The sequence below is a fragment of the Sorangium sp. So ce385 genome (assembly GCF_051474135.1).
Lineage (GTDB): Bacteria > Myxococcota_A > Polyangia > Polyangiales > Polyangiaceae > Sorangium > Sorangium cellulosum_D.
The window spans coordinates 7,433,068-7,446,882 of the sequence record NZ_CP150337.1 but is presented as its reverse complement, the minus strand read 5'-3'; the positions used below and the strand labels follow the sequence as shown (position 1 = coordinate 7,446,882).

Here is a 13,815-nt window from a genome sequence, read left to right as displayed (position 1 = left end):
GCGGGGCGAATCGCGGTAAAGTACGGGGGCAGCGGGTTGCCCGGCGGGGGCGCGGCTGTTAGGTGGAAAGCTATGCGCCCGGAGCACAGCTCAATGGGGTTCCCCAAGCCAGGCAAGGCCCTGCTGGGGATGATGATCGCGGTCGGCTGTATCTGGGTGATGTTCACCCTGGGGCTGAACTGGGGAGGCGCCGGCGAAGGCGTGCTCGCGCCGTTCCTCGGCATCGGCGATCGCATCCTCCACGGCGAGGTATGGCGGCTGCTCACCGCGCCGCTCATCCACAGCCCGAGCGACCCGTGGCACTTCATCACCACGCTGCTCGGCCTGTACTTCCTCGGCACCTCGCTCGAAGAGCGCTGGGGCCCCGGCCGCATGGTGGCGTTCCTGTTCGGCTCCGCGGCCTTCGCGTTCGCGCTCCAGGTCGCGATCGGCGCGCTCTTCCCGAAGGTGGCGCAGCCCGTGTTTTACGGCGGGCTCGGCATGATCGAGGCCGTCGCCGTCGCGTGGGCGCTCGCGCACCGGCACGCCACGGTCCGCCTCTTCTTCGTCCTCCCGGTGACGGGCACCATGCTGCTCGTCTTCATCTTCGGCCTCTCGGTGCTCAACGTCATCGCCATGCGCGCCCCCCCCGAGGGGCTGATCACGCCGTTCGGCGGCATGCTGGCGGGCTACCTCTTCGGCGACTTCTCCCCGCTGCGCCGCTTCTACCTGCGGATGCGCTTCCGGCAGCTGCAGGCGCAGTCCGCCGCGCTCCGCCGCGTCCCCGCGGCGCGCGGCCGCTCCGGCGGCGTCCCGCTCCGGGTCATCCCCGGCGGCCAGAAGGACCCGCCGAAGGACAAGCGCTACCTGAACTAAGCGCGACGAGCGCGGCGTGCGCTGAAGCCGTCGCGGCGCGCGCCTCGCGCCCCGTGAGCGCGCTCGCGCGCTGTCAGGGCGCGGAGCACCGGCGGATCTCGTCGAGCGTCTTCGCGCGCGTGAGGCAGTCGACCTCGCCCGGATCCACCTCGCTCCCGGCGAGCTCCCGTTTGCAATCGGACGTCCACTCCGACGAGAGCCGCTCGCCCTCGCTCGCGATCACCACCGCGGCTTTCCCCGAGCTCCCCGGCTCCGCCGGTCCCGATCGCTTCGCCTCCGCCGCCCACGCGGCGCGCATGGCTTCGCCGATCCTGCGGCAGTCGTCCTCGGAGAGGGTCTTGCCGCAGCCGACGCCGACGAGCGCGCCCGCGAGCACGAGGAGGGCCCGAGCGGCGCGCCGCGCGCCCAGGGGGCTCCCGCCCGCGCGGTCGCGCGGCTCGCCGGGGAGAGGCAGGCCGCGCGGCGGGCGCGCGGCGGCTGCCTTCGGTTGCCGAGCAGGCCAGCCCACGGACTAGCTGTCGATGAAGCTCTTCAGCTGCTTCGACCGGCTGGGGTGCCGGAGCTTGCGGAGCGCCTTGGCCTCGATCTGCCGGATGCGCTCGCGGGTGACCTCGAAGTCCTGACCGACCTCTTCGAGGGTGTGATCGCTCTTCTCGCCGATGCCGAAGCGCATCCGGAGCACCTTCTCCTCGCGCGGCGTCAGCGTCTTCAGGACCTTCCGGGTCTGCTCGGCGAGGTTCATGTTGATCACCGCCTCTGCCGGCGAGATCACGCTCTTGTCCTCGATGAAGTCGCCGAGGTGCGAGTCTTCCTCCTCGCCGATCGGGGTCTCGAGCGAGATCGGCTCCTTCGCGATCTTCAGGACCTTCCGCACCTTGTCGAGCGGGAGCTCCATCTTCTCGGCGATCTCCTCGGGGGTCGGCTCGCGGCCGTACTCCTGCACGAGGTAGCGCGAGGTGCGGATGAGCTTGTTGATCGTCTCGATCATGTGGACCGGGATGCGGATCGTCCGCGCCTGGTCCGCGATCGCGCGGGTGATCGCCTGCCGGATCCACCACGTCGCGTAGGTCGAGAACTTGTAGCCGCGCTTGTACTCGAACTTGTCGACGGCCTTCATGAGGCCGATGTTGCCTTCCTGGATGAGGTCCAGGAACTGGAGGCCGCGGTTCGTGTACTTCTTCGCGATGGAGACGACGAGGCGGAGGTTCGCCTCGACCAGCTCCGCCTTCGCGCGCTCCGCCATCCGCTCGCCTTCGCGGATGTTCTCGTAGGTCTCGCGGATCGCCGCGACGTCGATGTTGAGCTCCTCCTCGACCTTCTTCAGGCCCTTCTGGGCGTTCTTGATGGTCGACTCGAAGTCGTTGAGCTCCTCGCGGTTGACGTTGAGCTTCTTGGCGAGGCGACCCTCGAGGGCGCGGTTGCCCTTCACCTTGATGAGCTCGCGCTTGAGCTCGCCCTTCGAGAGCCCCGTGCGGCGCTCCAGCTCGGTCGCGCCGGCCTCCGCCTTCTCGACCTTCGAGATGAGGCTCTTCAGCTTCTGGACGATCTTGTCGATCGTCCGCTTGTTGAGGCGCATCTCCTCGAGCGTCGTCACGAGCTCGGCCGTCGCCTGCGTCACCTCGACGTCGATCTGCTTGCGGCGGACCTCGGTCTTGACGTCTTTGCGCTCCTCGAGGAGCTCCGCCTTCTTCTTGTCGACGCGCTTCACCTTGTCGATGAGGCGGATGATGCGCCGGTCGGCCTCCTCCTCGTCGAACTCCTGGTCGTCGTTCTCGGCGTCCTTGATGAGCTCCTTCACCCGGATCTTGTGCTTCCGGAGCTTCTCGCCGAGATCGATGATCTCGCGGACGGCGATGGGGGAGTCGAGGATCGCGGCGTTCACCTTCTGCTCGCCGATCTCGATCCGCTTCGCGATCTCGACCTCGCCCTCGCGGGTGAGCAGCGAGACGCTGCCCATCTTGCGGAGGTACATCCGGACGGGATCGTTCGACTTCGAGTAGTAGTCGACGTCCTCTTCCTCGCGGTCGGGCGTGACGACGAGCTTCTTCTCGCCCGCCTCCTCGTCGGCGATGCGCTTCGGCGCGATCTTCACCTGGGTCGCGCCGTCGACGATCTCGATGTCCTCGTCGCCGAGGGCGCCCACCACGTCGTCGAGCTGATCGGGCGCGACGTCCGCGGGGAGCGCGTCGTTCACCTCGTCATAGGTGAGAAAGCCTTTGCTCTTGCCGGTCTCGACGAGCTTCTCCAGGGTCTTCCGGTCCTTCTCGGACCGCTCGGCTCGGATGCCCGCGTCTCCTTTGTTGCTTGGGCGTGCCCCTCCCTCAGCGTGCCCGCGTGTCGAAGCGTGCCGCGCGCCGTTGAGCGCGCCGCCCCCCGCCGCCCTCGCGACCCCGCCTGCCCGACCGGAAGATTGCTTGGCCTTGCTCGCCATTACCTCATGCTCCACTTACGGCGACCAGCTCGCCGCGACCGACAAGACACACCAAATGATTCCGACAAACTCTAGGGATCACGCACGTCGGGCCGCCACCTAGGGGCGACACGGAACGCATCAAGGAAGACCGAGCCCCCCCGCTCTTCGCTGGAATAGATCACGCAGCAACGCGTTCTCAGCATCGGCGTCGACCGCGCTCTTCTGGAGCTGGCTCATGACGGCTGCCTTCTGTCGCGCCAGGGCCTGCCTGCTCAACTTTTGTGAATTCTCCAAGAGCGTCGCCTTGGCCGTTGAGGCCGCTTCGAAGACAGGCGAGACCAGCCGTCCAGCCGCGAATGAATGGATCGGAGCCGGGACTTGCGCAAGAAATTCGCCGGCGGCAAGTCCCATTTCAAATGTGAAATTTTGACGCGCTGCGACAATCGCCAGGGCGACCTCGCCCTCGAGGCATTCCAGCGCGATCTGCACCTCGTCGTCGGCCAGAAGCTCCGGGAAATCCAGGATCGAGCCGAGGATCTCGAGGCTGACCTCCTGGACCTGCGCGCGTGAGCGCGCGCGCTCCCACGTCTCGGTCGTCTGTCCGGAGGGGGTAACCTCGCGGGTGGGCTGGCCCCGCGGCCGGGAGAGCGACTCCTCGACGACGCGCTCGAGCTGCCGGAGGTCGTCGGGCGAGCGGCCGCCGATCACGAGCTTCGAGGAGACGCGATCGGCGTAGAGCTTCGCCATCATCCTGAGGTTCGGATCGTCCTCCTCGGCGAGCAGCGCGGCGACGGCGCGCACGCGGGCGAGCTGCTCGGGCAGCGACGAGCCGCCGAAGCTGTCACCGTCGAGCGCCTCGTCGATGAGGTGCTCGAGCAGGCCGCGCGCGCCCTTGAGGATGCGAGCGACGGCGTCGGGGCCGTGCTTGCGCGCGAGGTCGTCGGGATCGACGCCCGCCGGCAGCACGGCGACGCGCGCGCTGAGGCCCGCCTCGCGGCACGGGGAGCGCGCCGCGCGCGTGGCCTTCTTGCCGGCCGCGTCGCCGTCGAAGAGCAGGATGACCGCGGGCGCGAAGCGCTTGATGAGCTTCGCCTGCCCGGGCGTGAACGCGGTCCCGAGCGGGGCGATCGCGTGGCCGATGCCGCGCGCGTGGAGGGCGACGACGTCGAAGTTGCCCTCCACGAGCACCGCCTCGCCGCGCTGCCGGATCGCCTGGCGCGCCTGGTAGAGCCCGAAGAGGTGCTCTCCCTTCGTGTAGATCGGCGACTCGGGGCTGTTGATGTACTTCGCCGGCGCGCCGTCGGCCTGCGGAGCAGGGCCGCTGATGCCGAGCGACGAGAGCTCCGCGGGGCTCGGGTCGGGCAAGGCGCGCCCGCTGAACGCGATCACCCGGCCCATGACGTCGGTCACGGCGAACATGAGCCGGTGGCGGAAGCGGTCGTAATGGCCGCTCCCCGACGAGCGCGGCACGAGGAGCCCGACGCGCTCGGCGAGGACCGGGGAGACGCCTTGCTGCCGCAGGTAGGTGGCGAGCGCGTCCCAGCCGAACGGGGCGTAGCCGATCCGGAACGCCTGGAGGGCCTCGGAGATCGGATCGACGCCGCCGTCGCCGTCGCGGAGGGGCAGACCGCGTCGCTCTAGCTCCTCGTGGGCGTAGCGCGCGAGCGGGTGGGGGCCGCTGCCCGGGCCGCCGCGGAGGCTGTGCTCGAAGAACGTCGCGGCGAGGTGGTTGACGGCGTAGAGGTCGTCCTTCGACCTGCGCGCCGCCTGCGCCTCGCGCCGCTCGGCCTCGGTCATCGACTCCGCCACCTCGATGCCGGCGCGCTCGGCGAGCGCGCGCACCGCCTCGGCGAACGTCCGGCCCTCGAGCTTCATCACGAAGTCGATGGCGCTGCCGGTCTCCTTGCAGCCGAAGCAGTGATAAAACCCGCGGTTCGGGTTCACGTGGAAGCTGGGCGTCTTCTCCTTGTGGAACGGGCAGAGCCCGGTGAAGGAGACCCCGCGGCGCGTGAGGCGCACGCTTTCGCCGATGAGCGCTACGAGATCCGTGCGCTCTTTCACGAGCGCGATCGTCTCCGGAGAGATCATGGGCTGCCTTGAGGGCCCCGTGCGCGCGGGGCCCGCAGAACTTCACGGGTGGACCCAGACAGCATGGCGCGGTTCGCGCCAGCGCCTCGGCGGTGCGGATAGCTCGCGAAGCGGGAGATCCCCCAGCCCCTCGCGGCTTGTGTGAAGAACAGTGTCCTGTGCGGCGGCCGCACGCGCAAGGCGGTAGCCGCCAGGTACGTCACTTCGGATCGGGGAACGGAGAGCCGGGCCTCTTGTGGTCCGTGAGGCTCTCGTCGGGCTGGGAGGCCTCGACCATCTCCTCGACCGACGGCGCCTCGGCGTGGTCGACGAGGAAACGCGTGTCCTCGCGGACCATCGGAGGGGGCGGATCGCCGATGAGCTCGAGCTCGGTGGCGAGCCACTGCTCCTCTTCGATGAGCTCACGACGGCGCGGATCAGTCAGGTCGCCTTGCCAGTGGTCGAGCTCAGCATCGACCTCCTTCAGCCGGCGGCGCACCCGCACGACGTCGACGTCATCCTTCTTGGCGAAGCGCTCGGTGAGCAGCAGCGCGGTATCGTTGGCGACCTCGACGAATCCGTGATGAACGGCCAGGCGGTGCTCCTGGCCGTTCTGGTGATACGTCACGAGGCCGGTCCGGAGGGCGGCGAGCAGGGGCAGGTGGCCCGGGAGCACGCCGAACTCGCCGGCGACGCTCGGCGCGGTCACGTCCGTGACCTGCTCGCGCAGGGCGACGCCGGTCGGCGTCACGATCTCGAGGAGGATGGTGTCGGCCATGGCCGCGTCAGGCCGCCTTTCTCGAAGCCCGAGCCTTCACCTCGTCGATGCCGCCCACCAGGTAGAAGTCCTGCTCGGCGACGTGGTCGAGCTTGCCATCCAGGATCTCTTCGAACCCCGCGATCGTGTCCTTGAGCGGGACGAGCTTGCCCTCGAGGCCGGTGAACTGGGCCGCGACGAAGAACGGCTGGGACAGGAACTTCTGGATCTTGCGGGCGCGCGAGACGATGAGCTTGTCGTCTTCGCTGAGCTCGTCCATCCCGAGGATGGCGATGATGTCCTGGAGATCCTTGTAGCGCTGGAGCGTCTGCTGCACGCGCCGCGCGACGGAGTAGTGCTTCTCGCCGACGATCTGGGGATCGAGCATCGTCGAGTTCGAGTCGAGCGGATCGACGGCCGGATAGATGCCGAGCTCCGAGATCGCGCGCGAGAGCACGGTGGTCGCGTCGAGGTGGGCGAAGGCCGTGGCCGGCGCGGGATCGGTCAGGTCGTCGGCGGGGACGTAGATCGCCTGCACGCTGGTGACGGAGCCCTTCGTCGTCGAGGTGATGCGCTCCTGGAAGGCGCCCATCTCGGTCGAGAGGGTCGGCTGGTAACCGACGGCGCTCGGGATGCGGCCGAGGAGCGCGCTCACCTCGGAGCCCGCCTGGGTGAACCGGAAGATGTTGTCGACGAACAGGAGCACGTCCTGGCCCTCCTCGTCGCGGAAGTGCTCGGCCACGGCGAGCGCCGAGAGCGCGACGCGGGCGCGAGCGCCCGGCGGCTCGTTCATCTGGCCGTAGATCAGCGCGGCCTTCGAGATGACGGGGCTGCCGTCGGCGAGCTTCGACTCGCTCATCTCGAGGAAGAGGTCGTTGCCCTCGCGCGTCCGCTCACCGACGCCGGCGAAGACCGACACGCCGCCGTGCGCCTTCGCGACATTGTTGATGAGCTCCAGGATGAGCACCGTCTTGCCGACGCCGGCGCCGCCGAAGAGGCCGATCTTGCCGCCCTTGCGGTAAGGGGCGATGAGGTCGATGACCTTGATGCCGGTCTCGAAGACCTCGACCTTCGTGGACTGCTCCACGAACGGGGGCGGCTCCCTGTGGATGGGCGCCAGCTTCTTGGCGTGCACCGGGCCGGCCTCGTCGATCGGCACGCCGACGACGTTCAGGATGCGGCCGAGGCACTCGTTGCCGACAGGCACCATGATGGGCTTGCCCGTGTCGCGGACTTCCATGCCGCGCACGAGGCCGTCGGTGGAGTCCATCGCGATGGTGCGCACCGTCGACTCGCCGAGGTGCTGGGCGACCTCGAGCACGAGGTTGTCGGGCTCGGCCGAGATGCTCGGGTTGCTCACCTTGAGCGCGTTCAGAATCTTGGGCAGCTGGCCCGACGGAAAATCGACGTCGACGACCGGTCCGATGACCTGGGTGATCTTTCCAACAACCATGGAGCGGGAGCCCTCCTCGTACGAGCTTTGACGAGTCGCGCGGCCCACTAGCACGGGCCTGCGCGTCCGACTAGTGGCCGCATACCAGAAATCCCGCGGAGCTTCTCGCCGATGTCTCGAGGCGAGGCGCGTGCGGCGCGAGGCCTTGTCTTCCTGGGGCGTGGCCCCATAGCTCACGATCGCCCTCGGCAAGGGGCGTCCGCGCTCGGCCGCGGTCAGCGGCCCTTTTCGGCGGCGATTCGCGCGAACGCCTCGACGCTGAGCGTCTCGCCGCGCGCGTCGAGCGAGATGCCGGCGTCCTTCGCGTGGCGCTCGAGCTCCTCGGACGACCAGCCGTAGAGGTTCTTCCAGGCGTTCCGGAGCGTCTTGCGGCGGGCCGAGAAGGCGGCGCGCACGGCGGCGCGGAAGGCGTCGGTCTCCTCGGCGCGCCGCGGGCGCCACGGCGTCAGGACCACGACGGCGGAGTCGACCTCGGGCCTCGGGTAGAACGCGCCGGCCCGCGCGACGAGGAGGCGGCGCACGTCGAACGCGGCCTGCACGAAGACCGAGAGCGCGCCGTAGTCGCCGCTGCCGGGGGCGGCGACGAGGCGCTCCGCCACCTCGAGCTGCACCATGAACACCGCGCGATCGATCTGGTCCGCGATCGTGGTCGCCTGCTCGAGGAGCCGGCCCGTGAGCTGGTACGGGAGGTTCCCGGCCACCGCGTGCGGGCGCGGACGTCCGGAGAGCGAGGCGACCCAGTCGACCTGCGCGGCGTCGGCCTCGAGCAGCGTCAGCCGGCCGCCCTCGATCGGATCGGCGAGCTGCTCGCGAAGGATCGGGACGAGGTCGCGATCGCGCTCGACCGCGACGACGTGCGCGGCGCGATCGAGGAGCGGCCGCGTGAGCGCGCCGAGCCCCGCGCCGATCTCGAGCACCGCGCCGCCCGTGGGCGTCGTCGCGGCCTCGGCGATCCGGCGCGCCGCCTCGACGTCGACGAGGAAATTCTGCCCGAACCCCTTCTTCGGGGCGAGGCCGCGCGCGCGGAGCAGCTCTGCGATGGACATCGCTCGTCCTCAGGTCTGCGGTGGGGGCGCCCCGTCGTGGGGGGCGGCCGCGGTTGGGCTCGGCGTGGCAGCGGTGGTGGCGCGGAGCCGCACCACGCGCACGCCCGCCTTTCGGAGCGCCGCTTCGCGGCGGGTCTGCGCCACCCGCGCGCGGATGAGCACGGCCTCGGCCGCGATCGGCGCGAGCTCCTGGAACGCCTTGTCTGCCGGCGTGGGGCTCCTCTGCTCGTCGTCCGCCTCGCTCTCCTGCAGCCGCGGAGGCTCCCAGGGAGGAGCGAGCCCCGGCGCGAGGTCGGGGAGCGTCCACATCACGTGGACCGCCCTGCGCGAGAGCCGTCGCACGGCCTCCGAGAGCCGGCCCAGCTGCGCGTCGGCGGGCGGCGGCGCGAGGACGTAGACCATGCTCGCGCGCGGCTTGCTGCGCGCGATGTGCGTGAGCGACTCCGCGACGCTCACGGCGGGATCGCGCCGGTCCGGCTCGGACCGCGCGGGCGACTCGATGCCGTAGCTCGCGAGGTAGCGGCGCAGCGTGCGCTCGCGCTGCGAGCGCCCGAGCGGCGCCGGCGCCGAGAACGGCGCGCGCGAGCGCATCGACTCGGCGCGGGCGGCCAGCCGGTCGAGATCGCCGCGGCGGAGATCGTCGAGGCCTCGCGCGTCGAGCGGCCTGAGGTGCTCGAGGACGCGCGCCGCGACGTCCGTCTCGTCGAGCTCGCTGCGATCCGCGTCGTACGTGCCGCACCCGACGGTGAGCGCGTGCGCGATCTTCTGGCCGTGCCCAGGGCCGTGATCGGGCGCGATCGTCACGCGAGGGCCGGGCGCCAGGATGACGAGCCCGACGCGGTCGCCGCGGCCGAGGTGCCGCGTGGCGATGGCCGAGGCCTCGTCGATCATCAGGTCGAGCGGCGCGCGGCCGAGCGGCCCCGCCCAGAGCTCCACGGCCGCGTCGACGAGGATCCAGACCACATCCCGCTCCTCGCGCTCGAACTCGCGCACGAGCAGCGTGCCCCGGCGCGCGCTCGCCTTCCACGCGATCTTCCGGAAGGGATCCCCCGGCTGGTGCTCTCGCAGCTCGCGGAGATCGTCCCCCTCGCCGCGCACGCGCCCGGGCTTGCCGGAGGCCGCGAGCAGGTGGCTGCGCCCGCCGCGCGGCTGCGTCAGGTACGGCATGAAGGGGCGCGGCAGGACCTCGATCCCGTAGGGGTTCGCGAAGGTCAGGGGCACCTCGAAGAGGCCCGGAGCGCCGTGCACCTCGAGCGCGAGCCCGTGGAGCCCGTGCTGGCCGACGCGCGGCGTGCGCACGACGACCTTCACCTTGAGGCGCCCCGAGGCGGAGACCTCTCCGCGGCTCGGCTCGATGCGGACGTCCAGCTGCGACGAGGCGATCGCGCGCAGCTTGACGTAGCGGGCCGCGAGCGTGTCGCGGTTCCGCACCTCGGCCTCGATCTCCACGGTGCCTCCGCGCGCGGACCGGAGGACGCGCCGCGAGCCGCCCCAGAGCATCTCGAAGCCGGCCGCGCGGATGCGCGCCACCGACACGAGCGTCACGCCGCGGGCGAGCGCGATCGCGACGAGGATCGCCCCGCCCCAGCCGACGATCGCCGGCTCGCGCGCGATGAGCCCTGCGCCCATGACCGCGACGCCGGCGATGGCCAGGTGGGCGGCGGTGCGCGTGGGGTAGAGCTGCATGGGGAGCTACGCCGGCCGCGCCGCGCGGCGGTAGCCCACGCGCTGCACCGCCTCTTCGATGATCGCGTCGCGCGCCTTCGGGTCCACGTCCGCGTCCGGCACGAGCACCAGGCGGTGCGCGAGCGTCGCGGGCGCCATGCCGCGCACGTCGTCCGGCGTCACGAACGGACGCCCGCCGATCACCGCCGCCGCCTTGGCCGCCTGGATCAGCGCGAGCGTGGCGCGCGGCGACGCGCCGAGCAGCACGCGGGGGTGCGTCCGCGTGAACCCCGTGAGGTTGACCGCGTACTCGTACAGGTCCTCCTCGACGTGGATCCGGCGCGCGACGCCCTGGAGCATGAGGAGGTCCTGGACGGCGAGCGTCGCCCGCGCCCGGGGCGGCTCGACGTTGTGCGCGCGGAGCATCGCCACCTCGTCCTTGTGCTGCGGGTAGCCGAGGCTCACGCGGATGAGGAACCTGTCGATCTGCGCCTCCGGAAGCGGGTAGGTCCCCTCGAGATCGATCGGGTTCTGCGTCGCCAGCACCATGAAGGGCGACGGCAGCTCGAAGCGATCGCCCTCGATCGTCACCTGCCGCTCCTGCATGGCCTCGAGGAGGGCCGACTGGGTCTTCGCCGGGGCGCGGTTGATCTCGTCGGCGAGCACGAGGTTCGCGAAGATCGGGCCGGGGCGCAGCGTGAAGGTCCCCTCCTTCGGCGACAGGACGTAGGTCCCGGTGATGTCGGCGGGCAGGAGGTCGGGCGTGAACTGGATCCGCCGGACGGACGCGCCCAGCGCGGCCGCGAACGCCTTGACGAGCGTGGTCTTCGCGACGCCGGGGACGCCCTCCAGCAGCACGTGTCCCTGCGCGAGCAGGGCGGTGAGCATCAGATCGATCGCGCGCGGCGATCCGATGTAAACGCGCGTGATCTCCCGCCGGACCGCCTCGATCCGCTCCCTGGCAGCGGAGATTTCGTCGACGGCGACGGCCTGAACCTGGTTCATCGAGCGCCTTTGTCAGAGGGTGGTGTTGCGGGCTTCGCTGCCGCGGGTGAGGGCCGCGCCTCGGGGGACGCGGTCAAAGGGGCGGAGGGCGCGCCGGGGTGAGGTCCCCGAGGCGGCTTCCGGCCGTCGGCGCCGCAGGCGGCGAGGACGCTCCGCACGACGTCGGCGGCGTGCAGGAGCGCGGGCCGGGACACGTTCGCCGGCTTCCCGGCGACGACGGACGCTTCGACTCGGTACATGGTGCCCAGTACCTCCTTGAATGCCGAGAGGGCCCGCTCGTCAAGGGCTCCCTCTCGGGCCACGAGCCGCGCGACCGCCTCCTGCGGCGGGTTCGTCTCGAGGCCGAACCGCACGGACAGGGCCTCGAACAGGGCGCTCTTCAGCTCGAGGAACGCGAGCCCGCGCGGGGACGAGGGGGCGGCGAGGACGGCGAAGCGCCCGGCGGCGCCTCCCTGCGCGACGAGCGGCGTGGGGCGGGCGTACCGAGGGAGCGGGCCCCGGTAGGGCCTCGCCGAGGCGCGCGCGGTCCAGATCGCGAGGGCGAGGCCCGCGAGCGCGGCGAGCGCGAGGAGGGCGCCGCCGGGGAGCCCGTCGCGGCGGGCGTCCTCGACAGCGGACGCGAGCGCCTTCAGCTGCGCGTCGAAGTCCTTGCGGAGCGACGTCTCGCCGCCGAACGAGCTCTCCTCGTCGAACCGGTTCGCGACGATGTAGAGCCGACCCTTGCGCGGCTGAGCTCCATCCTCGTCGACCAGGTAGCGGGTCAGGCCCGAGGCGAAGGCGCGGTTGCCCGGGTACCGGAGCATCATGTTCATCAGCGCGGACGGGTCGCCCATCGCGAAGAGCCGGCCCTTGCCGACCTGCCCGGCGACGGCGACGATCACGTCCGGCTCGCTGAGCGCGCGGATCCGCAGCACGGGCGAGAGGTTCGGGTGCCGGAGGCCGGTCGCGTGGTTCGTGACGAGCCGATCGACGTGGCTGACGACCGGGTGCCGGCCGACCGAGTGGCCCCCGACGGTGTCGGCGACGGGCTCCGCGATGGCGAGGGCGGCGCGGTTCCGGAGCGCGGCGAGCGGCCGGGTCGGCGTCGGGATGCGCTCGATCTGGAACCGCCGGAGCGTGTCGTCGCCGCGGCCGAAGTCGTCGACGATCGCGAGCCGCCCGCCGGCCTTCATGAACGAGGTCGTCTCGTCCGCGTCGAGCGACTGCATCGGGTGGAGCACGAGGATGCCGTCCTCCGGGCCGATCTGGCTCCAGTCGAGCACAGCGACGGGGTGGACCCTGGCGACGCCGAGCTCCGCGCGCGCGATCTCGAGGAACTCCGAGCACCCCTCCCAGCTCGTGTCGTTCACGTCGAAGGCCGCGCTCGCTGTTCGAGCGGACGCGAGCAGCGCGATCAGCGCGACGAGCGCCGCGAGCGCGGCCCGGAGGGAGCAGGATGTCGCCCGCCGGCGCACCGGCAGACGCCGACGATCCCTGTGAAATTCGAAGGATGCGTGCGCAAGCCACGCGCCGTGCCGCGTCATGAGCGCCGCGAACATACCACTGTCGGCCCGAGCGATAACCTTGACCCGCCATCCCACATTGCTAGATTCGCTTCTAAGAGCGGGGTGCTTTCTCCCAGACCTCGTTCCACCAAATCGGCCGAGCACTCTACGAGGTGGAGGGGTTAGTCGATGCTTCCTCCGTTCATCATCGAGCAAATACGGCAGCGCGAAGAAGAGAAGGATCGGTCCCGAAGAGAAGAAATTCGACCGCGCCTCGAGCTGCCGATCGAACGCTACCCCGCACCTCGTCGTCTTCCCGACACGGAAGAGGACGATCCCAACCGGGGCGTCATCATCCTCGACCTGGGCTGACGCCACGTACAGCACGCCCCTCCGCGCTCCCAGCGGAGACGCCGTCCCAGCGGTCGAGCCCGCGGGACGTCCCCCCGAGCCCGCTCCGCTTTCCCCGCAAATCCCGAAACCCCGGCGTCCACGCATCCTCCGATGCGTGCGCATGACGCTCGGTTTCTCGGCCGAGCCGAGCCCGTCCGGTGCGGACGGCGTGGCCGTGTGTCTGGACCGCCCGGGCCCGTGCGCGGCATGGCAGCGGGCGGTGCGGGGCTGAAAAGTTGACCGGTGTGGGGCTCGCCACGCTCGTGCGGGGTTGACCCGAGGCGGGATCTTCGCCTAGGTTGCGCCCCCACTTCTGGCGCCGGGCACTGAACGAGCTACGCTCCGGCGCCTCAGAGCAGGCCGTGCGCAACGTGAGCACGGGCTCTTCCATTCGATCGAGGTTCTACAGATGGCCGTTCATATTCGCCTCGCCCGCGCGGGCACCAAGAAGACGCCCTTCTACCGCATCGTCGTCGCCGATCAGCGCAGCCCGCGCGGCGGCAGGTTCATCGAGCGGCTGGGCACGTACGACCCGCGCAGGACCGAGATCCGCCTCGACGTGCCCCGCGTGAGGCACTGGATCTCGAACGGCGCCCAGCCGACGCACACGGTGGCGCTGCTCCTGAAGCACCCTGGGCTCGCCCAGGCAGCCGCCCCGGCGGACGCCGCGAAGTAGC

The 13,815-nt window shown here is 70.8% G+C and carries 12 protein-coding genes; 3 read left to right on the top strand and 9 right to left on the bottom strand.

Annotated elements, in window-relative coordinates; translation table 11 throughout:
• Nucleotides 1-93: 93 nt before the first annotated feature.
• Nucleotides 94-855 (top strand): rhomboid family intramembrane serine protease, encoded by a 762-nt coding sequence (locus WME83_RS27035; protein WP_437312572.1) that lies wholly within the window; start codon nucleotides 94-96, stop codon nucleotides 853-855.
• A gap of 73 nt (nucleotides 856-928) precedes the next feature.
• Here the strand turns inward: WME83_RS27035 and WME83_RS27030 are convergent, their stop codons facing one another.
• The 9 genes from WME83_RS27030 to WME83_RS26990 form a co-directional block, all read right to left on the bottom strand.
• Nucleotides 929-1,363, bottom strand: coding sequence for a hypothetical protein (locus WME83_RS27030; RefSeq protein ID WP_437312571.1), 435 nt, complete (start codon nucleotides 1,361-1,363; stop codon nucleotides 929-931).
• 3 nt (nucleotides 1,364-1,366) lie between these two features.
• Entirely contained in the window at nucleotides 1,367-3,286 is a 1,920-nt protein-coding gene (gene rpoD, locus WME83_RS27025) for an RNA polymerase sigma factor RpoD (RefSeq protein WP_020737349.1), read from the bottom strand.
• 120 nt (nucleotides 3,287-3,406) lie between these two features.
• Nucleotides 3,407-5,356, bottom strand: coding sequence for a DNA primase (gene dnaG, locus WME83_RS27020; protein WP_437312570.1), 1,950 nt, complete (start codon nucleotides 5,354-5,356; stop codon nucleotides 3,407-3,409).
• A 199-nt stretch (nucleotides 5,357-5,555) separates the two neighbouring features.
• Nucleotides 5,556-6,113 (bottom strand): ATP synthase F1 subunit epsilon, encoded by a 558-nt coding sequence (gene atpC / locus WME83_RS27015; RefSeq protein ID WP_437312569.1) that lies wholly within the window; start codon nucleotides 6,111-6,113, stop codon nucleotides 5,556-5,558.
• Nucleotides 6,114-6,120: 7 nt separating this feature from the next.
• Nucleotides 6,121-7,545, bottom strand: a complete 1,425-nt coding sequence (gene atpD, locus WME83_RS27010) for a F0F1 ATP synthase subunit beta (RefSeq protein WP_437312568.1) — start codon at nucleotides 7,543-7,545, stop codon at nucleotides 6,121-6,123.
• Nucleotides 7,546-7,760: 215 nt separating this feature from the next.
• Complete coding sequence (gene rsmA / locus WME83_RS27005) at nucleotides 7,761-8,591, bottom strand: 16S rRNA (adenine(1518)-N(6)/adenine(1519)-N(6))-dimethyltransferase RsmA (RefSeq protein ID WP_437312567.1); 831 nt, start codon at nucleotides 8,589-8,591, stop codon at nucleotides 7,761-7,763.
• A 9-nt stretch (nucleotides 8,592-8,600) separates the two neighbouring features.
• Complete coding sequence (locus WME83_RS27000) at nucleotides 8,601-10,277, bottom strand: DUF58 domain-containing protein (RefSeq protein ID WP_437312566.1); 1,677 nt, start codon at nucleotides 10,275-10,277, stop codon at nucleotides 8,601-8,603.
• Between the two features lie 6 nt (nucleotides 10,278-10,283).
• Nucleotides 10,284-11,261, bottom strand: a complete 978-nt coding sequence (locus tag WME83_RS26995; RefSeq protein ID WP_129577008.1) for an AAA family ATPase — start codon at nucleotides 11,259-11,261, stop codon at nucleotides 10,284-10,286.
• Nucleotides 11,258-12,715 carry a DUF4350 domain-containing protein gene (locus WME83_RS26990; RefSeq protein ID WP_437312565.1) on the bottom strand — a complete coding sequence of 486 codons (1,458 nt, stop codon included), beginning with the start codon at nucleotides 12,713-12,715 and terminating at the stop codon, nucleotides 11,258-11,260. The genes WME83_RS26995 and WME83_RS26990 overlap by 4 nt, the downstream gene beginning before the upstream one ends.
• Nucleotides 12,716-12,934: 219 nt before the next feature.
• Here WME83_RS26990 and WME83_RS26985 point away from each other — a divergent pair, with 219 nt between their 5' ends.
• Together WME83_RS26985 and rpsP are read left to right on the top strand one after the other, a co-directional pair.
• Entirely contained in the window at nucleotides 12,935-13,117 is a 183-nt protein-coding gene (locus tag WME83_RS26985) for a hypothetical protein (protein WP_080682315.1), read from the top strand.
• 430 nt (nucleotides 13,118-13,547) lie between these two features.
• Nucleotides 13,548-13,814: a 30S ribosomal protein S16 gene (gene rpsP, locus WME83_RS26980; protein WP_012237071.1), complete on the top strand. Its 267-nt coding sequence runs from the start codon at nucleotides 13,548-13,550 to the stop codon at nucleotides 13,812-13,814.
• Nucleotide 13,815 lies beyond the last annotated feature (1 nt).

Bases quoted from the DNA above. Each gene is read 5' to 3' on its own strand.
- WME83_RS27035 (WP_437312572.1), top strand. From the start codon at position 94: ATGGGGTTCCCCAAGCCAGGCAAGGCCCTGCTGGGGATGATGATCGCG.
- atpD (WP_437312568.1), bottom strand. From the start codon at position 7,545: ATGGTTGTTGGAAAGATCACCCAGGTCATCGGACCGGTCGTCGACGTC.
- rpsP (WP_012237071.1), top strand. From the start codon at position 13,548: ATGGCCGTTCATATTCGCCTCGCCCGCGCGGGCACCAAGAAGACGCCC.
- WME83_RS27000 (WP_437312566.1), bottom strand. From the start codon at position 10,277: ATGCAGCTCTACCCCACGCGCACCGCCGCCCACCTGGCCATCGCCGGC.
- dnaG (WP_437312570.1), bottom strand. From the start codon at position 5,356: ATGATCTCTCCGGAGACGATCGCGCTCGTGAAAGAGCGCACGGATCTC.
- WME83_RS26985 (WP_080682315.1), top strand. From the start codon at position 12,935: ATGCTTCCTCCGTTCATCATCGAGCAAATACGGCAGCGCGAAGAAGAG.
- rsmA (WP_437312567.1), bottom strand. From the start codon at position 8,591: ATGTCCATCGCAGAGCTGCTCCGCGCGCGCGGCCTCGCCCCGAAGAAG.
- WME83_RS26995 (WP_129577008.1), bottom strand. From the start codon at position 11,261: ATGAACCAGGTTCAGGCCGTCGCCGTCGACGAAATCTCCGCTGCCAGG.
- rpoD (WP_020737349.1), bottom strand. From the start codon at position 3,286: ATGGCGAGCAAGGCCAAGCAATCTTCCGGTCGGGCAGGCGGGGTCGCG.
- atpC (WP_437312569.1), bottom strand. From the start codon at position 6,113: ATGGCCGACACCATCCTCCTCGAGATCGTGACGCCGACCGGCGTCGCC.